We start from the raw sequence: 19783 nt of genomic DNA on the forward strand, positions 1-19783 counted from the left end.
CGCCGCATTGCAAGAGGGTTGCCGGCTTAGAAAGCCTTTTCTTGCCCTGAGCAAGCGAATTAATCGAGCGCGCCGAATGCTCACCATTCTATAATTATGACACGGAAATCTCTTTTTGTATTCGAATCACGGACACGTGTTTAACTTCAGCTCACGGAAGGGCCAAAAGGCATGGGACACGATGCGTCGTAAGCGGCGCTGGCGACACCATAGCGACGCATCATGATGGGACCCGAGATTCTCTACCTTGCTAACTGCTTTCTGGTCTTCGTCAAGATGCGTGGGGCAACGCGGAAGCGGCTAGCCACGCCTAAGCACGGGCGCAAGTGGTCTCCTAGGTCTTCAAACCGTGTCATCTTGGTCACAGACTTTCTGTCTTGCTTACTTCTTTCCAGGCTTCGTCGAGCTGCGTGGCTATGTTGGTGCGGTCCAAGCCATCCTGCCACTCGCGCCTAAGTACGGGCGCAAGCCATTTCCGAGGTCTTCTGACCGTGTCATCTCGGTCACAGACTTTCTGTCTTGCTTACTTCTTTCCGATCTTCGTCGAGCTGCGTGGCGCAACGCGGAAGCGGCTAGCCACGCCTAAGCACTCGGGGCCAAATACGCCCCAAGCACTTAGGCGAAACTACCCGTTCCGCTAAGTGCGCGCCACTCCGCTCTGGTTGACAAAAAAGCTGCCACCCACGTCATGTGGGTGACAGCCGATTGTTCGCTTAATTTTGGTGGTTCAAGACGTACTGGACGGCATCGCCGACGGTTTCGATATGTTCGGCTTCTTCGTCCGGGATCTCCGCACCGAACGTGTCCTCGAGTTCGAGAACAAATTCGACGGTGTCGATTGAATCGGCATCGAGGTCTTTCTTGAAGCTCAGCTCGTTGGTGATCTTCGCAGCTGGGATCTGAAAGTGATCCTCGATCAAGCGCGCGATTTTATCAAAAACTTCTTGCTCAGTCATGACACGGCTCCTCCTTATTTTTTCGACGCCATCAAGCATACCTGATGGCACCCGATTTGTCTAGGCCAATGAGGCAACTGTCATTTAGGCCTCAGACTGGTGAGCCGCGAAGTAGGCCACACTTTTTTGGATCGTCTGGTTATCGATCATTGCCGCGATCTGCTTGATGGTGTAGTACACCGCGGCCGCGTCTGAGCCGCCGTGCGCCTTGACCGCAGGCGCCTTTAACCCAAGTAGCACCGCGCCGCCGTAGCTCGACACATCGAACGTGTTGGCGATGCCCTTGATGTCGTTCTTGAGCAGCAGACCCCCCAGTTTGGCCTTCACGCCGCTGTCAAGGATGGCGTGCTTCATCAGGTGCATGATGGTCTTCGCGGTGCCTTCAATGGCCTTCAGCGCCGCATTGCCGGTGAACCCATCGGTCACTACTACATCCGCCTCACCGCGTAAGAGATGATCGGCTTCGATGTTGCCGATGAACTGGATGCCGGGCAGCTCGCTGAGCAGCTGATAGGTTTCCTGATGCAGCGCGTCGCCCTTGTTCGCCTCGGTCCCGTTGTTCAACAGCGCCACCCGTGGCGTCGCAACACCTCGCAGGTCATGCGCGTAAAAGTTGCCCATGACCGCATACTGGACGAGCTGCGCGGCGCGGTTGTCCGCATTGGCCCCCACATCCAGCATCACGAAGCCCTGGCCATCCACTGTTGGCAGCGTCGGCATCAGCCCTGGCCGATCGATCCCCGGAATCCGGCCCACAATGAAAAGCCCGGCAGCCAGCAAAGCCCCGGTTGACCCCAGTGAGAACACCGCATCGGCTTCCCCGTTCTTGACCGCCTGCGCGGCCAGCACCATGCTCGCCTGCTTCTTGCGGCGAATAGCGCGAACCGGTTCATCCGTACTTTCGACCTTTTCGGTGGTGTGCACCAGCGTGATGCGGGTGTCGTCTTGGATCAGCGGGCGCACCTTGGCCTCATCCCCGTACACCAAAAACTCGCACGCGGGCATCTCGTTTCGGGCGCGTTCAACGCCTTGAATCACAACTTCTGGGGCGTGGTCGCCACCCATTGCATCTACGGCAATTTTCACTAATGATCACTCCTTCGTGTGCAGTGCTTATGATTACTTTGCGCTATGCGGCCTTTTTTTGCAACTGTCGCGGTCAGTCGAGCTGGCCGGTTTCCTGCTGCCGCAACGCCAAGTATGCGCGAAGCGGCCCGTACTCCGCGGCACTGAGCGTGGGGTCCTGCTTGAACAGGGCCGCGGCGCTTTGCTGGGCGGCGGTCAGCGTCGGGTAATCCGCCACCGGATCGGCCACCTTGAACTCCGGCAACCCACTTTGCTTGTCGCCAAAAATATCGCCGGCCCCGCGCAGCGCCAGGTCCTTCTCGGCCAGCTTGAAGCCATCCGTGGTTTGCACCATGGTTTCCATCCGCGCCACGCCGGTTTCGTTCTTCGGGTCGGCGATCAGGATGCAATACGCCGCCGCCTGCCCCCGGCCCACGCGGCCGCGCAGCTGATGCAACTGGGCCAGGCCGAACCGGTCGGCATCAAAGATCATCATCACTGTGGCGTTGGGCACGTCCACGCCGACCTCCACCACCGTAGTAGACACCAAGAGCTGGATCTCATTGGCAGCAAAGGCGCGCATGATGGCCTCTTTTTCCGCCGGTTTCATCTGCCCGTGCAAAAGCGCCACCTTGGCCTGCCCGGCCAGGGCCTGGCTCAGCTGCTCGGACAACTGCTCAGCGTTTTGCAGGTCGATTTTCTCCGACTCGGCGATCAACGGCGTAATGGCAAACACCTGGTGCCCGGCCGCCAGCTCGCTGCGCACGCGGCTCATCGCCCCACCCAGCTGATTCTTGCGCACCCAGGTGGTGGTGATGGGCTGGCGCCCCTTCGGCAGCTCGGTGATGTTTGAGACGTCCATCTCCCCGTACGCGGTGATGGCGAGCGTACGCGGGATCGGCGTGGCGGTCATTGCCAGCAGGTCGGGACGCAAGCCCTTTTCCTGCAGCACCCGGCGCTGGTTGACCCCGAAGCGGTGCTGCTCGTCGATCACCACCAGCCCCAGGTTGGCGTAGTCCACGGCCTTTTGGATCAGCGCGTGCGTACCGATCACCAGGTCGATCGCCCCGGTTTTGAGTCCGGCCAGAATGGGGCGGCGAGCCGCTGCGCTGGTCGAGCCAGTCAGCAGCGCCAGTTCAACCGGAAAATCGGCGAACAGCTGCGTTAGTTTCGCAAAGTGTTGCTCCGCCAGCACTTCCGTCGGCACCATCAAGGCGGCCTGGTAGCGTGCGGTGATGGCCGCATACATCACGATGGCGGCCACGATCGTCTTCCCGGAGCCCACGTCCCCTTGTAGCAAACGGTTCATATGTTGCGGGGCGCGCATATCTGCGCAGATTTCGTTGACGACACGCTTTTGCGCGGCGGTCAGTTCAAAGGGCAGCGTCTGGATCAGCGCCCGCAGCGCAGTGTTATCGTAGGGGATCGCCAACCCATTGGCCGGGCTGGCATTATCCTCCCGCAGGGCCTGGATCTGACACTCAAACAGAAAAAACTCGCGGAAGATCGCACTGCGGCGTGCGGCCTTGGCTTCTGCGCTGGATTCTGGGAAGTGCATGCCGTGAACGATGGCCGCATCCGGCAGCAGGCGAAAGCGCGTGCGCAGCGCCGCCGGCACCACGTTGCCCATTGTGGCTGCCTCGCGGTCATACGCCGCGCGTACCAGCTCCACCAGCGTGCTTTGCCGGACGTGCTTGTTGACGGGATAGATCCCCGCCAAGGACGGCGCGTCTGCTGTTTGCGTCGCGAGCACCTTCATCCCCGTCATCGTATGGCGCTTGGCATCCCACTTCCCGTACACCGCTGCCTCGGTGCCTTCCTCGAACTTGTCCTTGAGCCAGGGCTGGTTGAAAAACGTCACCAAAACCACGGCGTGTGCCACCTGCAGCTTCAAGTTCAGGCGGTTCTTGCGCGCCCCAAACCGCGTCACCACCGGTGGCGCAACGACCACGCCCTTCAGCGTGATCTTCTCCTGATCCGCGGCTTCCGCGAGGTCTTTGACCTGCAAATCATCGTAGCGAAACGGGAAGTAAAACAGCAATTCCCCCACCCGGGTCAGCCCTAACGTCGCCAGCTGCTCCGCGCGCTTGGGGCCAACCCCGGGTAATTCAGTCAACGGGTCCATCAATCCCACGGTGCCACCGCCTTTCTCTCGCGTGATGCTGTCTTTTATTATAGTAGAAACGCACGCCGGCTTCAAAAGCCGCGCAGGCCTCAAGTCAGTGGCGCCTGCAGGCACGCCCGGTGGCCGGATTAGTCACGCTCGCCGCAACCAAAAAAATCTCCGACCGCCATCGGGCAGCCGGAGATCGTGTCTGACTTATTCGACGGACACAAGGTACGGGTAAACGGGCTGATCGCCGTCATGGATCTCGACTTCGACATCCGGCGCGGCGGCTGTAACGGCGGCTTCGATCGCCGCGGCCTCGTCGCGCGAGCCGTCTGCCCCGATAATCAGGGTGATGATCTCGGCATCATCATCGAGCATCTGGCTGATCATGTCGATGGTGGCCTGCTGTCGGTCGCCCTCAGAGACCTTGATCTTGTTATCGATGATCCCCATCCAGTCATTCTCGTGGATCTCAAGTCCATCGATGGTGGTGTCGCGAATTGCCTGCGTCACAGCCCCCGACACGACATTGCCCAGTTCATCGGTCATCGCTTCCTGGTTATCCGCCAGCGTAAGCTCCGGGTTGAACCCGAGCATTGCGGTCAATCCCTGGTTAATGGTGCGCGACTTGACGATCGCCACATCCACCACGGCGGCCTTGGCCGCCTCTTCCGCGGCCATGAAAATATTGCTGTTGTTCGGCAACACGAGCACCTGCTTGGCGTGCGCCGCGGTGATGGCATCGAGGATGTCGTTGGTGCTTGGGTTCATCGTCTGCCCGCCGTTCAAGACGTGGGACACGCCGAGGCTCTTGAACAGGTCCCCCAACCCGGCACCGGCTGCGATGGCAACCACCGCGATCTCTGCCAGGGGCTGCGGCTTCTCGGCCGCCTGTTCTTCGCGCTCGATGATCGATTCATGCTGCAAGCGCATGTTATCGACCTTGATCTTTTCCAGAGTCCCGAACTGCTGCCCGTACTTGAACACTGTGCCCGGATGTTCCGTGTGCACGTGCACCTTGACCACCTCGTCATCGGCCACGACCAGCGTGGAGTCGCCGAGCTGGTTCAGGTAGGTGCGGAAGGTCTCATAGTCAAACGGCTTCGGGTCTGGCCCAACACCCAGGTTGACCATCATTTCCGTGCAGTACCCATAGACAATGTCTTCCGGGTTCAGCTGCGTCTGCGCGCCCTGGTGGTGCGTCGCGTTGACCATCTCGCCCATCTCAGCTTCGTCCGGCACATAGGCATCGTCTTCTAACTCGCCGCTTAAGCCTTCCTTGAAGCCTTCGTAAATGAAGACCAACCCCTGACCCCCGGAATCGACCACGCCGACTTCCTTGAGCACGGGCAGCAGATCCGGCGTCTTCGCCAAGGCGCGCTTGGCTGCCTTGACCACAGCGGCCATCACAACGACTGCATCGTCAGAGCCGGCCGCGGCCTTCAGCCCAGCCTTTGCGCCTTCGCGGGCAACGGTCAAAATGGTGCCTTCGACCGGCTTCATCACGGCCTTGTACGCGGTCTCAACGCCGCTGGCAAACGCGTCGGCCAGATCCTGCGCCGACAGGCTATCTTTGTCCGCCACACTCCTGGCGAAGCCGCGGAACAATTGCGAGGAGATCACGCCGGAGTTCCCACGCGCCCCCATCAAGAGGCCCTTGCCCAAGTGCTTGGCTAACGCCCCAACGTGATCGCTGTCACTTTCCAGCACCGCCTTGGCCCCGGTTTGGAAGGTCAGGTTCATATTCGTCCCGGTATCGCCATCTGGCACGGGAAACACGTTCAGCGAGTTGACGAACTCAGCATTTTTCTTGATGCGATGCGCCGCGACGCGAATCATATCTTGGAACTTCGCGGCTGTGATTTCGGTTACTTCCACTGGAATATTGCCTCCAAGCTGCTTGGCTTCATCCGCCAAGCGCAGTTATTATCAGGGTGTCAGTCAACGCTTTGAACTCGGACGCCTTGCACGATCACGGTGACCTCATTCGCCGTCACGCCGAGCATGGTTTCCAAGTTGTACTTGACCTTGTCTTGAACGTTGCGGCAGACTTCGGAAATCTTGGTGCCATAGCTTACCACGATGTTCACTTCCACCGTCACGCCGTTGTCAGCCTGCCGAACGACCACACCGCGCGCAAAATTCTCGCGCTTCAAGATGTCGTTCAGGTTGTCGCGAATCTGGTTGCGACTGGCCATCCCCACAATGCCGTAGATGTCTGTGGCGGCACCGCCAACCACTGTCGCGATGACGTTGTTGGAAATGTCGATGACCCCATACTTGGTTTTAATTTTGACCGCCATGTGCTGACCTCCTATTGACTAACGTGCGCGCCGGCCGCTGCCTGCGCGGCATTTCTAAACTAGTTTAGCATAGCGCGGCATGTTTAGCTAGCGCCCAGAAGCCGCGATATCGGCCCGACTGGCGTGATTGTGCGCCAGCTTGGGAACCCTGTCAAGTAAAATAACTTGGCAAAACTTCTTGCATTCCCGCGGTGCCTATGATAAGTTAGTTGAGTGAAAAATTCGCAGCTTGCGGATAAGCAAGGAGGTCCGAGAAATGGCAAAAGACGTAATCACGGGGCGCCACACCGTATTTGGCAACAAGCGTTCCCACGCTTTGAACTCCAGCCGCCGCACCTGGAAAGCTAACCTGCAAAAGGTTCGCATCCTCGTGGATGGTAAGCCAAAGCGCGTTTGGGTATCTGCCCGCGCATTGAAATCAGGTAAAGTGACTCGGGTCTAGTCCCGGGGCAAAAAAATGGCGTCTCACCAACCGGTGGGACGCTTTTTTTATGGCTTCGCGTTGAAGCGCCACCGCAACAGCTGGCGGAGCACCGTTTTGAGGCTTGCCTTGGGTGGCTGTACCGGGGCTGGCTTGGGCGGCACCGGCTTTGCGGCGGCGGGTGGCACCCCCACCCATGTCGACTGCACCGGCGTGTAAGTCACAAAAACCGGGGTCTCAGGCGCGTCTGGCACCCGCTGGGCTTCGACCTGCCGCTCATAACCCAGGTACGCCGGATACTGCGTGATCGGCTGGCCCGCCAACCCCAGCACGGTGTGCCCATCTGCCAGCACCGCCCCCGCGGCATCCATCGGATACAAGGTGTAGGCCAGCACCCGCGGCAGGTAGGTGACCGTAACGAAGCGGTGCACCGGCCGGGTGAAGCCCGGGGTCAGTGCAATGGCTGCCACATCACGGTCAGGAACAAACCCGGCCACCGCGGGACTGATCAGTGCGGGGAAGTCTGCCGCCGGGGCATAGCCCATCACGCGATCCTCCCCAACCTTGCCGGCCAGCACTTGCACGCTAACGCGCTGCACCACAGCAGGTGGGGTCAGCGCCCCTGCGCCGACAAAGGTGATGGTGCGGGTGACCGTAATGGTGCGGGCCACCGCCTCGGGCATCACGACCAAACGCCCAGGCGTGTACGTGGCATCGCTCAGATCGCGCGTCGGGTTCGCCAGCTGGAGCATCATGCGCCCCTGTGCGGTCAAGGTGATGGCGTGTCCCCCCACCGTCAGCGGCCCTTCGATCGCAAAGTCACCAGGCGCCCACAGCGGTGCATTCAGCCCCACCGGCATGCGCACCGGAAATACCGCTGGTGGTGTCTCCCCCGCCAGCAAAGCATGTGTGCCAATCGTGATGGCCATCTTGTCACCTCCTGTACCTGGGCGAATTGACGTCAAAACCGCGACACAGCCTGTCGCCGTCTCGCGGTTGCCTAAAAGTGCGTCTGGCGATCGAACTGATCGCCCGGATACACCCAGAATTCATAAGTCTGAGTCAGCTTAGTCCCGTGCTTGACGAACCCGCCGACTCGCTGGACGGTAATCCCAGCACGCCCCGTTGTCTCACCGAGAAACTGGTAGACGACCAGCGCGTCACTCAGCTCATCGGCGTGCTGGCTGTAGTAATCGTTGACCAACTGCACCGCGGCCCGGGCTTGGGCCGTTTCACTGACGCTGGTCGCCGCGCTGGCAGTTTGGGCACTGGTGCTAGCCTGTGATGACGTCGCGGTCGTGGCGCCGGCTTTGGCAGTTGAAGCCGGTGCGGCGTGTGACGAAGACACCGCCGCGCGCGGCTGAAAGCGTGGTGCCAGATGCGGCCAAACGCGATCGTAGGCCAGCACGGCCACCAAGGCCATAGCGACCACCACCATGAAGAACCGCGTTCCGCTGATGAGCCGGGTCAGCTGGCCGCGCTGCCGGCGGCCACGTAGCGTGCGCGCCGCGTGCACGTAGCGAAAGTAATACACCACAATGGCCAGCACGAGCAAGGCGACCAGCCCTAACTCGCGCGCCAGGAGATTTTGACTTAAGCGACTCACCCAATTTTCCACCCGAATGCCTCCTGCCCTTAATGCTTCAATTATAGCAAGAGACCCACAAAAGGGAAACGGAAAGCCCAGGATCAGTTGTCCCGGGTCTGCCCGATGCGATCGCGGGACTCGATCACCGCCACCACCCCACGGGTCCATGTCAGGGTCACTGCCGTGCCGGCCACGAACTCGTTGGAGGCCCAGGAAAAGGGCGTTGTGCTGGACCAATCGGCCAGTGGGTACTTGGCGCCGCGGATGCTTAAGTGTGACACGGCCGTCAGCGGCACCACACCCAAGTAGCGGTAGGCGGTGTCCGGGGTCAAGTGATGCGTTCCGGGCTGATAGAAGCGGACCCGGTTTTGCGCATCCAGCAGTTCGATCCGCTCGGTGACGGTCGCAAAGCGCGGCTGGGTGGGCAAAAACAGGTTGCTCAGCAGGTGATCTAACCGCCCCCCCGTGGCACCGACCAGCCGCACGCGTGATGCGCCGGCCTCAAATGCCAGCCGCACCGCCATTTCAGTGTCCGTTTCATCCTTTTCCGCCGGCGCCGTGTGCACGGTGGCCACTGCGCCAAACACCCGCGCGCGCTCGGCTGGGGTCAGCGAGTCAAAGTCACCCACCACAAAGACAGGCGTCACGCCAGCGTTCAACAAGCGCAGGCTACCGCGGTCCACGCCGACCCACGCCCCATCAAGGGCCGACCATTGTGCTGGCAGGGCAACATTTGGCCCGCCCACCATCAGGTTCAGCGGTCCCATCAGGCGCGCCGCAGCTTCGCCATTTGCGCCGCCGGATCAGCGGCTGCGTAGACGAAGGACCCTGCCACGAGGATGTCCGCCCCGGCCTGCAACACGGCCGGTGCGGTGACATCTGTGATGCCGCCATCCACTTCAATCGCGTACGTATACCCCTGCTGGTCACGCAAGGCACTGAGCTCGGCCACCTTGGCCGTCATCGCGGGGATGAACTGCTGGCCGCCGAACCCGGGGTTCACGGTCATCACGAGGACTTGATCCACAATGGGGAGCACCGCCAGCAGCGCACTGACCGGCGTCCCCGGGTTGATCACGACCCCGGCCTTGCAGCCCGCCGTGCGAATCGCCTGAAGCGTGCCGTACAGGTGGGCAGTGGCCTCGGCGTGGATCATCAGCGTGTCCGCGCCGGCCTCAGCGAAGGCTTGCACCCACTGCCCCGGCGCATCCACCATCATGTGGACATCCAGGCCGAGATTGGTGACCGGGCGGATCGCGGCGACCATGCTCGGGCCAAAGGTCAGGTTCGGAACAAAGTGACCATCCATCACATCGACATGCAGTAAGTCGGCGCCAGCGGCTTCCACGGTGTGAATATCACGCGCGAGATTGGCAAAATCCGCGCTCAGGATCGAAGGGGCAATTTTCATCAGAGGGTCCTCCTTGGATTGACGCACGCCTGATCGCCGCACGCCTCGTTACCACAAGAATAGCGCAGACCATCGGCCTGCGCTACTGTTTTGCTTGCTTTTGCTTAAAAAAATGCAGTATCACTTAATTCTGATCACCGCTTCGTGTACGTGGGCCGCTGTCCCGCCAACTCCGTGCGAAATTGCAGGTAGTTCTCGTAGCGACTCGCCATGATGGCCCCGCTCGCCACCGCGGCCTTGACCGCGCACTGCGGCTCAGCCACGTGCTGACAGGACCGGAACTTGCACTGGTCAGCGACGGCAACAAACTCCGGGAAGCGGTCGCGTAAGTCGTCAAGCGTCACATCCAACAACCCGAGCGAGCTGAAGCCCGGTGTGTCCGCCACAAGTCCCCCGGCCGCCATGAACAGCTCAGTCGTCCGCGTGGTGTGCTTCCCGCGGTTGAGCGCCTTGGAGATCTCGCCCGTAGCCAGCTGCAACCCCGGCACCAAGTGGTTGATCAGCGTCGACTTGCCGGCCCCGGTTTGCCCGGTAAAGATCGTCAGGCGGTTGGCAAACGTCTCGCGCACGGCTGCCAGCAGCGCCGGGGCAAACGGCGGCTCGCTGTGAAAGGTGCGGTAGCCGATGCGCTCGTAACCCGCTAAGCTGGCCGTGATCTCGGCCAGTCGGGCCGGGGCCACCAGGTCGGTTTTGGTCAGGTACAGCTCCGCGTGGATCTGCTTGCCTTCCAAATACACCAGAAAGCGGTCCAGCAGATTCAGTGAGAAGTCAGGCTCAGCGGCTGCGACGACCAAGATGGCCTGATCAATGTTGGCCACCGGCGGGCGCACCAGTGCGTTGGTGCGCGGCAGCACCTTCAGGAGGTAGCCCTCGTCTGCCGCCTGCGCCCCCGGCTGAAACTCGGCAAAGTCCCCGACCAACGGCGTGATTTTGCGCTGGCGCAGGTTCCCTCGGCCACGGGTACGGTACACGGTCGCGCCCACCTTCACGTCATAGAACCCACTCACTTGGCGAATGATCTGACCCGTTAATGTCTCACTCAATATTGTCCTCCGAGGCGACCACCTTACCGTTATTGACGATGCGATAGGCGCCAGTCGTGTTGGCGTCCAGCGTAAAGGTCAGCGTGACGGGGGTATCGCTGGTGATCGTTAGGTTCTTGTACACGCTTGCGATGTTGTGCGTCTTGTCTTGCAGGTAGATCTGCACCGTGTTGGTGCCGCTTTGGGTCGCGTCCGTCCCACTCTCGCCGCTTGGTGCAACGTAGCTGACGGTCACCGTCCGGGTGGTGGTGTGCGTGCTAGCGCTGCTGGACGAGCTGGAGGAACTGGAACTGACCGGTTCAGTGCCCTTAGACAGGGTCACGCTGAAGCGATCCCCCTTGACCATCGTGCTACCAGCAGCCGGCGACTGACTGATCACTGCCCCTGCCGGCACGCTGCTACTGAACTGCTCGGCCTCAAAGGTCACCGTCAGGTCGTGGCTGTCAGCATAGGCCGTGACATAAGCCTTGGTTTGCCCCGCAAAGTTTTCCAGAGCGAATGTCTTGGTGCCGCTGGAAACGGTGAAGGTGATGGTGGTGTCAGCCGGGACGACCTTTTTACCCGCCGCCACGTTTTGCGCCATGATCTGGCCAGCAGGCACCTCATTGGACGTTTTGCTGGTTTTCTTCACCGTGAATCCGCGGTCGCGCAAGTCGCTGGCCACATCGGCGTAGTCCCGACCCACGTAATCGGTCAGGGTCACCTTGCTGGGGCCACTCGATAACACCACGTCGACTGCACTATCCGTTTTGACGCTGGTGGCGCGAGTCGGGTCGCTGCTGATGACATGGTCCTTTGCCACCTTGCTCGATGCCTTATGCGACACTGTGCCCAGCTTAAGGTCGGCAGCCGTCAGCGCGCTCACCGCCTGACTGCGCGTCATGCCTCGTAGATCAGGCACCGCCGCATCCCCACGATTGCCCGAAAAAGCAAAGATGAGCACGCCGCCGATCACCACAAGCACGAGCCCCAGCAGGTAAAACGGCCAGAAGCGTTGCCAGTGGCCTTTTTTGGCCGCTGGCTTGACGCCGGGCGCCTTCGGGGCTGCGTGCACGTCAGGTTCCTTTGGCACGGCAGGGTTTTGCGGGGTGACCGCCGCGGCAGCCATCTGCGGGATGATTTTGGTTTCGTCCAAGCTGCCATCTGTCGGCACCACGTACTTGGCCTCGTGGGCGCGCGTTGGAGACAGCGCCGTTTTGAGGTCTGCCGCCATGGCCATCGCGCTGGTGTACCGGTTGGCTGGGTCCTTGGTGGTCGCCTTGAGCACCACGTTTTCAAGTGCTTGCGGCACACGCGGATCGAAGTCGCGCACCGCTGGCATGTTCTCTTGGAAGTGCTTGAGCGCGATGGAAACGGCCGAATCACCTTCGAACGGCACCGTGCCGGTCAGCATTTCAAACAGAATGATCCCCAGCGCGTAGATGTCGCTTTGGCGCGTCGGCATCGCCCCGCGCGCCTGCTCAGGCGACAGGTAGTGCACTGAGCCGAGCAGCGAATTCGTCTGCGTCATCGAGTTATCCGACAGCGCCACGGCAATGCCAAAATCGGTGATCTTGGCGTTACCGTCCGCGTCGATCAGGATGTTTTGGGGCTTGAGGTCGCGGTGAATGATGTTGTGGTCATGCGCCACCTGCACCGCCGACAGGATCTGCTGCATGATGTCGACCACGCGCTGATACGGAATCGGGAAATGCTCGACAATGTACTTCTTGAGGTCCGACCCCTGCACGTACTCCATGACCAGGTACTGCTGCCCGTGTGCCTCGCCCACGTCATAGATCGAGACGATGTTCGGGTGCACGAGCTCGCTGGTGGCCATCGCTTCACGCTGAAACCGCCGGATGGTATCCGGATCGTTTTGCAAATCAAGGCGAAGCACCTTGACCGCCACATCACGGTCGAGAATCAAGTCATGGGCCAGGTAGACGTTGGCCATCCCACCTTCGCCGAGGGTCTTCAGCAGTTTGTAGCGTTCGTTCAGAATGTATCCGGGTTCGATCAAGGCTGCGCCCTCCAATCTTGGTGAATGATCAGCGCGGTGATGTTGTCTGGCCCACCGGCTGCGTTAGCTTTATCGATCAATTGGCCGGCCTTTTCGCCAATCGGCACGGGCTGTGCGAGGACGGCCGCGATTTCCGCATCGCTGACCTGATTCGTCAGGCCATCCGAACACAGGAGGAGGTAGTCATCGTACTCCATGTCGTAAATGGTCACATCCGCATCAACGTCCGATGACACCCCAAGGGAGCGCGTAATGACGTTGCGCTGTGGGAACTTCTCGGCCTCTTCAGGGGTCAGCTCCCCGGTTTTGACCAACTCGTTGACCAGGCTGTGGTCTTCGGTGATCTGGATCAGGTGCTGATTGCGGTACAGGTACCCGCGCGAGTCGCCGATATTGGCCACCACGAAGCGGTTCCCCGAGATGATCACTGCCACCAAGGTGGTGCCCATGCCGCTCAAGTCGGCGTACTGCTGGGCCTTTTCCAGAATGACCGTATTCTCCTCTTGCAGCTCAAAAATCAGCCAGCGCACGATGGTCTCAACGTCCGTCGTCTCCGTTTTTTCAAACGCGTAGCCGATGTGCGACACGGCCATCTCCGCGGCGACATCGCCGCCAAGGTGGCCGCCCATGCCGTCGGCGACGATCGCCAGCGTGGTGCCTGCCGCATTGGCAAACAAGCCAACGTAATCCTGGTTGTTTGGCCGTTTGCGACCAATGTCTGTTCGATACGTGTATTCCATAACGACTCCTAATTGACCCGTTGGGGGATTAATCTGACTGCTTCACCAAGCTGGCGATGAAAAAGCCGTCCGTGTTGTAGTCATCCGGGAACAGCTGCAAGGCCGGTGCCCCGTGTGCGCGGTCAAGGGGCTGCGCCAGCGGCACAGGCACTTGGGTGAACTCGGGGTGCGCCGCCAAGAATGCAGCGACCACGGCCTGGTTCTCTTCTTCGACCATCGTGCAGGTGCTGTAAGTCAGTCTTCCCTGTGATTTTAGCAGGGGTGCGACTGCATTGAGCAATGCCAGCTGAATTTTTGGCAAATTCTCAAGGTCTGCCGGCTGCTTCTCGTAGCGGATCTCCGGCTTACGGCGAATCAGCCCCAGTCCGGAGCAGGGCGCGTCGACTAAGATCCGGTCGAAGCTGGCCGTCGCAAAGTGGTCTCCGACCTGGCGCGCGTCCATGGCCTGGACGTGCACGCGGTCGGCCAGCCCGAGGCGCTTGGCGTTTTGGTCGATCAGCTTCACCTTGTGGGGGTGCAGGTCCAAGGCGACCACCTCGCCACCCGCGGCAGGATCCAGAAACTGCGCGATGTGCGTGGTTTTCCCCCCCGGGGCGGCACAGGCATCGAGCACCCGGCTGTTCGGTTCAAGCGCAAGGCTTGGGGCGACCAGCATCGAGCTTTCGTCCTGTAGCGTGAAGGCGCCGACCACAAACTCCGGCAACCCGGCGAAGTGCCCACCCGGCGCGACCAGCCCGTCCGGTGAAATCGCGGAGTCACGCAGCGCAGGGAAGCGCTCGGACAGCTCGAACTGCAGCTCATCACGCGTCCCCTTGGTCGTGTTGACGCGCAGGCTGGCCTCCGCCGGCTGGTTGATCACCGCCAGGATCGATTCAGTTTTGGCCTGCCCGAGCTGGGCAACCAGCTTCGCCACCAGCCACTGCGGGACGCTGGCGGTGATGCTTAACCGTTGCAATGGGTCATCGATCTGCTGCGGGTCCCGAACCCCCTGGCGCTGCACGTTGCGCAAGATCGCCGTCACGAACTTGGCGATGCCGGCGTGACCCAACTGCTTGGCGATCTGGGTGGACTCAAAGAAGATGGCGCGCTCGGGCACCTTGTCGAGGTACACCATCTGAAACAGCGCGGTGTCCAAGAGCACACGGACCCAGTCGTCGACCTTTTTACCGGCCAAGAACGGTTCCAAGTAGTAGTCGAGCGTCAGCTGATGCTGAATCACCCCGTACACCAGTGTGGTCGCCAAGGCGGCATCGCGCGGCTCAAGGTGCGCCTGACGCAAGCTGGCGTCCAGCGCCAGGTTGGCGTAACTCCCCTGGGTGCGGACCTTGGTTAGAATTTGCACGGCCAGCGTGCGCGGATCAGTTGGTTTCGCCAATGATTTGGGCTCCTTCTTCAATGTGTTGACCGGCACCGTTCAGGTACGCGGCGATCGACTGCTTCGCCTTACCGGCCGGCTGCAGCTCATCGATGGCAAATGTTGTGTGGTCACCGGCGGCCAGCACAAGGCGCTTTTTCGTCCGGGTGATCACGGTGCCCGGAGCGGCCGTGGTGGTCGCCTCAAGCGGCGTGATCGCCCAGAGCTTGGTCCGCACCCCGGCCATGTCGACCCAGCCGCCCACGGCGGGACGCAACCCGCGCACCCAGTTGTCCAGCTGTGGCGCCGGCAACGTAATGTCCAAGTGCTCTTCAGCCTTCTTTAGCGTTGGCGAGAACGTCACCTGATCCACCGGCTGCGGCGTCTTGGTGGCCGTGCCCGCAATGACCGCTGGCAGGGTCGCCAGCAGCAGGTCACGCCCCAGTAAACTGAGCTTTTCGAACGCGGTCCCGGTGTCATCCGCCCGGGTCAGCGGCAGCTTGGCCTGCGCGTACATGTCGCCGGCATCCATTTCGTGCACCATATCGATGATGGTGACGCCGGTTTCCGCATCACCGTTGATGATGCTGTACTGGATCGGCGCGCCGCCACGGTACTTCGGCAACAGCGAGCCGTGCACGTTGAGCGCCGCAATTTTGGCCGCGGCCAAAAACGAGTTAGGCAGAAACTGCCCGTAGGCGGCGGTGATGATCAGGTCTGGCGCCATCGCCACGGCCTGCGCGAGCTCAGGCGAGCCGCTCAACTTCTCCGGCTGCAACACCGGCAAGCCCAAGCGCGTCGCAGCCTGTTTGACCGGTGACGGGTGAACCACCTGCTTGCGTCCCACCTTGCGGTCCGGCTGAGTGAAAACCGCCAGCACCTGATACTGCGCGGCTAATGCGTCAAGAATTGGCACGGCAAACTCCGGCGTGCCCAGAAAAATCAGTGATGTCATTGAATTACCTCGATTGCTAGTGACGTTATCCTGCACCGGTTCCATTATACACGGCGATCCCCAGCGGCTCACATAAAGCTCTGCGGCTCGCGGTCAATGCCGACAAAAAAACCGGTGCGGCTGGCCGCCTGCGTGTCGTTAAGCACCTGCATCAGCGTGGCATCAAGTGCCGGCTCCCGCTTGTACTTGATGACCAGCTGGTAGAAATAGCGGTTCTTCAGCCGCGCGATGGCCCCAGGCGTTGGCCCCAGCACGATGGCTTGAGGGGACAGCGCCTGGCGTAGCGTGTTGGCTAAACTGTAAATTGCCTTGGCCGCCTGATCCTCTTCGGGGTGGCTGACGGTGACACGCACCGTGAAGTAGTACGGGGGGTAATCCCCCCGGTGGCGAATCGCCATCTCCTGGCGGAAGAACCCCTCGTAGTCGTGGGCTTGCGCGTAGCGAATGGCGTAGTGTTCCGGGTTAAAGGATTGAATGAACACCTCCCCCGCCTTATCGGCGCGCCCGGCGCGCCCGGCCACCTGCGTCAGGAGCTGAAAGGTGTGCTCGCTGGCGCGAAAGTCCGGCATCCCCAGCCCCGTGTCCGCGTTGATGACGCCGACCAGCGTGACGTTCGGAAAGTCCAGCCCCTTGGCGATCATCTGCGTGCCCAGCAGAATATCGGCTTGACCTGCGCCAAACGCATCCAGGATGCGGGCATGCCCGCCTTTTTTACGCGTCGTGTCGACGTCCATGCGCAAAACGCGCGCGGTCGGCAGCAGCTCATGCAGCGTCTGTTCGACCTTTTGTGTGCCGGTGCCGTAGTAGCGGATCTTCTTGGAGCCGCAGCTCGGACACACGCTGGGCACCGGCTCCTCGTGCCCGCAGTAGTGACACCGCAACGTATGCGAGTCCATGTGCAGGGTCAGGCTGATATCGCAGTTGGGACACTGCACGACAAAGCCGCACTCGCGACACATCACAAAGCTCGAGTAGCCGCGGCGGTTGAGCATCAGCACACTTTGCTCCCCGCGCGCCAGCCGCGCTTCCAGCGCCGTCAACAGCTCAGCTGAAAAATCTTCCTTGCCGCCGTGCTTGTACGCGTCTCGCATGTCGATGATATGCACCGGCGGCAGCGGATGGTCATTGATCCGATGCGGCAGATGCAGCAGCGTGTACACGCCTTTGGCCGCGCGGGCGCGCGATTCCAGACTCGGCGTGGCTGAGCCCAGGATCACCGGGGCGTGGTGGGTCGCCGCCCGGTGCAAGATCACATCGCGCGCGTGGTAGCGCGGCGCATCGTCTTGCTTGTAGCTCGTTTCGTGCTCCTCATCGATGATGAACACGCCGATGTTGGTCAGAGGCGCAAAGGCAGCACTGCGCGCGCCCACAACGACCTGCGCCTCGCCGCGCTGGATCCGCCGCCATTCATCGAACTTCTCCCCGTCGGACAGTCCGCTGTGCATCACCGCCACGGCCGCGCCAAAGCGGCCCTTGACGCGGTGCACCATCTGCGGCGTCAACGCGATTTCTGGCACCAGCATCATCGCGGTGCGGTGCATGGCCAGCGCCTTGGCGATCACTTGCAAGTAGACTTCGGTTTTGCCGGAGCCCGTGACCCCTTCAAGCAAAAACGTGTCGTTTTGCTTGGCCACCACGGCCGCCGTGACAGTGGCGGTGACGGTCGCCTGCTCAGCGGTCAGGGGTAGCGGCTGGGTCAGCGGTTGGGCGTCCAGCTCGGCGTATGGTGCGCGGTAAACCTCGCGCGCCTCAAGCGTCAGCCAGCCGCGCTTTTGCCCCGCCACGAGGTCCGCGCGGTTCAGCGCCCCGTCCGCAACAACGGCGCTGACCGCCGGCGTCGTGCCGGCCGCCTGCCACTGCGTCAACGCATCCAACAGGCGGTGCTGCTTGGTGGCGTTCGCGCGCAGGGTGGCGCGGGCGGCGGCAAAGTCTGCGGTGGCGGTAGGGACCACGTGTTCCACCTGCTTCACCTTCGCGCGGTCCTTGCGCCGGTATGCCAGCGTTAGCGCGTCTTGTGCCAACAGCCGTATCACGCTGGCCGTGGTGGCCTCATCCAGATCAGCCAGCAATAAGGCGGACTGGTCGCCCAGCAAGGCCTTGGCCTCTGCCGTTGGTGCTGGCCCCAGCACCACGTTTTTTTGCGTGTCCACCTTCAGCATCGTCGGCAGCATCGTCTGAATGCACGTGATCCAAAACGCAAAAGTCTGCGCCGCCAGCCAGTGCGACAGCGCTAAACCCTCGGGGTTCAGCACCGGGGTGTAGTCCAGCACGGCGAGGATCGGCTTGAGCGTGCCGGCATACTCGGCCACGGGCCGAATGCCCACCACCATGCCGGCTACCTGCCGCTTACCGCGGCCAAACTGGACCCACACCCGCATCCCCGGCTGTAGCTGCGCAGCCAAGGCCTGCGGCACCGCGTAATCAAACGGCTTGTCCGTCTGTAGGGTCGGCACATCGACAATGACCTGAGCCACTGTCGTCATGCGCGCACCTGCTGAATGTGGCGCAGAATCTGCGCGGCGATCGTCACTTTCGGCGCCTCTGGTAGCGCCACTGGGGCCTGATCCGGGGCCAAAAGCGTCACCGCGTTCGTCGGCTGATTGAACCCAAGCCCGGCACCCACGCGGTTGGCCACCAGCAAGTCGGCACGCTTTTTGGTCAGCTTCGCCGTCGCGTTGGCCAGCAGATCATTGGTTTCCGCAGCAAAGCCGACCACGACCTGATGCGTCTTCGTGGCGCCCAGCTCCGCCAGAATATCGGGGTTTTGCGCTAAGGCCAGCGTCAAGCCATCGGCGCCATGCTTCTTCAGCTTGTGGTCCGCCTGCTCAACGGGGCGGTAATCCGCCACCGCCGCAGCCATGATCGCGATGTCGACCGCAGGAAATGTGGCTTGTACCGCGGTGCGCATCGCCGCAGCATCCGCCACCGGCACCACGGTCACCTGCGGCAGCGTCGGCAACGTTGCCGTCGTGATCAGGGTAACTTCGGCTCCGGCCGCCGCCGCCACATTGGCCAGCGCCGTCCCCATCTGGCCCGACGAGTCATTGCCGATGTAGCGCACCGGGTCGATGCGCTCGCGCGTGCCTCCCGCGGTCACCAAGACGCGCTGCCCGGTCAGGAAGGCAACGGGCTGAACAGTCGCGATGAAGGTCTCGATCACCGGCAGATCCGGCATCCGTCCCACCGCCGCGTACCCCTCCGCCAAAAAGCCAGTCGCTGGGGGCAGTACCTGCCAGCCGGCCTGCTGCAGGTGTGCGACATTGGCCTGCGTTTGGGCGTTCAGCCACATCTGGTCATTCATCGCTGGAACCAGCAACTTCGGGCCGCTGAACGCCAACAAGGTCGTGGTCACCACGTTGTCCGCCATGCCCACGGCCAGCTTCGCGATCGTGTTGGCCGTTGCCGGCACCACCACCGCCAGATCCATCCAGTGCGCCAGCGCCACGTGTGCGACGTGCTCCGGCTGGGCAAACTCATTGCGGTCGGTCAGCACTGCGGCCTTGCTGACGGTGGCCAGCGTGGCCTCCGTCACGAAGGCCTTAGCGGCATCGGTCATCACCACGCGAACCTCATTGCCGGCCCGTACCAGCGCCCGCACTAAAAGGGGCACCTTATATGCGGCGATGCCGCCTGTCACAAAAATTCCAATATGTTGGGTCATTTTTGCCACCTCCATCGCGCCATTCTATATCTGGCGCCCATCAAATCATGCAACGGCTACCACGCCCATCGGACTTGTTCGGTCCACCGCCATTTCGCGTCCTATTATACCAGAACCGCCAAGCACACGGTGCCCGATTGCCAGCAACTTTGTCAAGCGCAGTGGGCATCAGGC

At 61.5% G+C, this 19783-nt stretch carries 17 protein-coding genes; 1 reads left to right on the top strand and 16 read right to left on the bottom strand.

Annotated elements, in window-relative coordinates; translation table 11 throughout:
* Window positions 1-713 precede the first annotated feature (713 nt).
* From acpP to EKM88_RS06570, 5 genes are all read right to left on the bottom strand, one after another.
* Complete coding sequence (acpP, locus tag EKM88_RS06550) at window positions 714-956, bottom strand: acyl carrier protein (RefSeq protein WP_125704409.1); 243 nt, start codon at window positions 954-956, stop codon at window positions 714-716.
* An 84-nt stretch (window positions 957-1040) separates the two neighbouring features.
* Window positions 1041-2042, bottom strand: a complete 1002-nt coding sequence (gene plsX, locus EKM88_RS06555; protein ID WP_125704411.1) for a phosphate acyltransferase PlsX — start codon at window positions 2040-2042, stop codon at window positions 1041-1043.
* A 73-nt stretch (window positions 2043-2115) separates the two neighbouring features.
* The gene (gene recG / locus EKM88_RS06560; protein ID WP_164512029.1) at window positions 2116-4155 is read right to left on the bottom strand and encodes an ATP-dependent DNA helicase RecG; all 2040 of its coding nucleotides are present in this window, start codon (window positions 4153-4155) and stop codon (window positions 2116-2118) included.
* Between the two features lie 186 nt (window positions 4156-4341).
* Entirely contained in the window at window positions 4342-6009 is a 1668-nt protein-coding gene (locus tag EKM88_RS06565) for a DAK2 domain-containing protein (protein ID WP_125704413.1), read from the bottom strand.
* A 59-nt stretch (window positions 6010-6068) separates the two neighbouring features.
* Window positions 6069-6434 carry an Asp23/Gls24 family envelope stress response protein gene (locus EKM88_RS06570; protein ID WP_125704415.1) on the bottom strand — a complete coding sequence of 122 codons (366 nt, stop codon included), beginning with the start codon at window positions 6432-6434 and terminating at the stop codon, window positions 6069-6071.
* Window positions 6435-6690: 256 nt separating this feature from the next.
* Here EKM88_RS06570 and rpmB point away from each other — a divergent pair, with 256 nt between their 5' ends.
* The gene (rpmB, locus tag EKM88_RS06575) at window positions 6691-6876 is read left to right on the top strand and encodes a 50S ribosomal protein L28 (RefSeq protein ID WP_125704417.1); all 186 of its coding nucleotides are present in this window, start codon (window positions 6691-6693) and stop codon (window positions 6874-6876) included.
* Between the two features lie 47 nt (window positions 6877-6923).
* On the opposite strand, the gene EKM88_RS06580 is transcribed toward rpmB, so the two are convergent.
* The 11 genes from EKM88_RS06580 to coaBC form a co-directional block, all read right to left on the bottom strand.
* The gene (locus EKM88_RS06580) at window positions 6924-7784 is read right to left on the bottom strand and encodes a hypothetical protein (protein ID WP_125704419.1); all 861 of its coding nucleotides are present in this window, start codon (window positions 7782-7784) and stop codon (window positions 6924-6926) included.
* A 71-nt stretch (window positions 7785-7855) separates the two neighbouring features.
* A complete protein-coding gene (locus EKM88_RS06585; RefSeq protein ID WP_125704421.1) occupies window positions 7856-8473 on the bottom strand; it encodes a hypothetical protein in 618 nt (205 codons plus the stop codon).
* A gap of 71 nt (window positions 8474-8544) precedes the next feature.
* Window positions 8545-9210: a thiamine diphosphokinase gene (locus EKM88_RS06590; protein ID WP_125704423.1), complete on the bottom strand. Its 666-nt coding sequence runs from the start codon at window positions 9208-9210 to the stop codon at window positions 8545-8547.
* Window positions 9210-9854 (bottom strand): ribulose-phosphate 3-epimerase, encoded by a 645-nt coding sequence (gene rpe, locus EKM88_RS06595; protein ID WP_125704425.1) that lies wholly within the window; start codon window positions 9852-9854, stop codon window positions 9210-9212. The genes EKM88_RS06590 and rpe overlap by 1 nt, the downstream gene beginning before the upstream one ends.
* Window positions 9855-9988: 134 nt before the next feature.
* Window positions 9989-10897 carry a ribosome small subunit-dependent GTPase A gene (rsgA, locus tag EKM88_RS06600; RefSeq protein ID WP_125704427.1) on the bottom strand — a complete coding sequence of 303 codons (909 nt, stop codon included), beginning with the start codon at window positions 10895-10897 and terminating at the stop codon, window positions 9989-9991.
* Window positions 10890-12899, bottom strand: coding sequence for a Stk1 family PASTA domain-containing Ser/Thr kinase (gene pknB, locus EKM88_RS06605; protein WP_125704429.1), 2010 nt, complete (start codon window positions 12897-12899; stop codon window positions 10890-10892). The genes rsgA and pknB overlap by 8 nt, the downstream gene beginning before the upstream one ends.
* A complete protein-coding gene (locus tag EKM88_RS06610) occupies window positions 12896-13639 on the bottom strand; it encodes a Stp1/IreP family PP2C-type Ser/Thr phosphatase (protein WP_125704431.1) in 744 nt (247 codons plus the stop codon). The genes pknB and EKM88_RS06610 overlap by 4 nt, the downstream gene beginning before the upstream one ends.
* Before the next feature lie 28 nt (window positions 13640-13667).
* Window positions 13668-15035 (bottom strand): 16S rRNA (cytosine(967)-C(5))-methyltransferase RsmB, encoded by a 1368-nt coding sequence (rsmB, locus tag EKM88_RS06615; RefSeq protein ID WP_125704433.1) that lies wholly within the window; start codon window positions 15033-15035, stop codon window positions 13668-13670.
* Window positions 14998-15948 (bottom strand): methionyl-tRNA formyltransferase, encoded by a 951-nt coding sequence (fmt, locus tag EKM88_RS06620; RefSeq protein ID WP_125704435.1) that lies wholly within the window; start codon window positions 15946-15948, stop codon window positions 14998-15000. Before fmt ends, rsmB begins: the two co-directional genes overlap by 38 nt.
* A 68-nt stretch (window positions 15949-16016) precedes the next feature.
* On the bottom strand, window positions 16017-18431 hold the full coding sequence (gene priA / locus EKM88_RS06625) for a primosomal protein N' (protein WP_125704437.1): 2415 nt from the start codon (window positions 18429-18431) through the stop codon (window positions 16017-16019).
* Complete coding sequence (gene coaBC, locus EKM88_RS06630; protein ID WP_125704440.1) at window positions 18428-19609, bottom strand: bifunctional phosphopantothenoylcysteine decarboxylase/phosphopantothenate--cysteine ligase CoaBC; 1182 nt, start codon at window positions 19607-19609, stop codon at window positions 18428-18430. Before coaBC ends, priA begins: the two co-directional genes overlap by 4 nt.
* Window positions 19610-19783: the final 174 nt, after the last annotated feature.

The sequence above is a fragment of the Lacticaseibacillus daqingensis genome, from assembly GCF_003946115.1.
Lineage (GTDB): Bacteria > Bacillota > Bacilli > Lactobacillales > Lactobacillaceae > Lacticaseibacillus > Lacticaseibacillus daqingensis.

Excerpts from the sequence above, each read along its gene's own strand:
- EKM88_RS06610 (WP_125704431.1), bottom strand. The coding sequence starts at position 13,639 with ATGGAATACACGTATCGAACAGACATTGGTCGCAAACGGCCAAACAAC.
- rpmB (WP_125704417.1), top strand. The coding sequence starts at position 6,691 with ATGGCAAAAGACGTAATCACGGGGCGCCACACCGTATTTGGCAACAAG.
- EKM88_RS06580 (WP_125704419.1), bottom strand. The coding sequence starts at position 7,784 with ATGGCCATCACGATTGGCACACATGCTTTGCTGGCGGGGGAGACACCA.
- rpe (WP_125704425.1), bottom strand. The coding sequence starts at position 9,854 with ATGAAAATTGCCCCTTCGATCCTGAGCGCGGATTTTGCCAATCTCGCG.
- EKM88_RS06570 (WP_125704415.1), bottom strand. The coding sequence starts at position 6,434 with ATGGCGGTCAAAATTAAAACCAAGTATGGGGTCATCGACATTTCCAAC.
- EKM88_RS06590 (WP_125704423.1), bottom strand. The coding sequence starts at position 9,210 with ATGGGACCGCTGAACCTGATGGTGGGCGGGCCAAATGTTGCCCTGCCA.
- priA (WP_125704437.1), bottom strand. The coding sequence starts at position 18,431 with ATGACGACAGTGGCTCAGGTCATTGTCGATGTGCCGACCCTACAGACG.
- acpP (WP_125704409.1), bottom strand. The coding sequence starts at position 956 with ATGACTGAGCAAGAAGTTTTTGATAAAATCGCGCGCTTGATCGAGGAT.
- coaBC (WP_125704440.1), bottom strand. The coding sequence starts at position 19,609 with ATGACCCAACATATTGGAATTTTTGTGACAGGCGGCATCGCCGCATAT.
- fmt (WP_125704435.1), bottom strand. The coding sequence starts at position 15,948 with ATGACATCACTGATTTTTCTGGGCACGCCGGAGTTTGCCGTGCCAATT.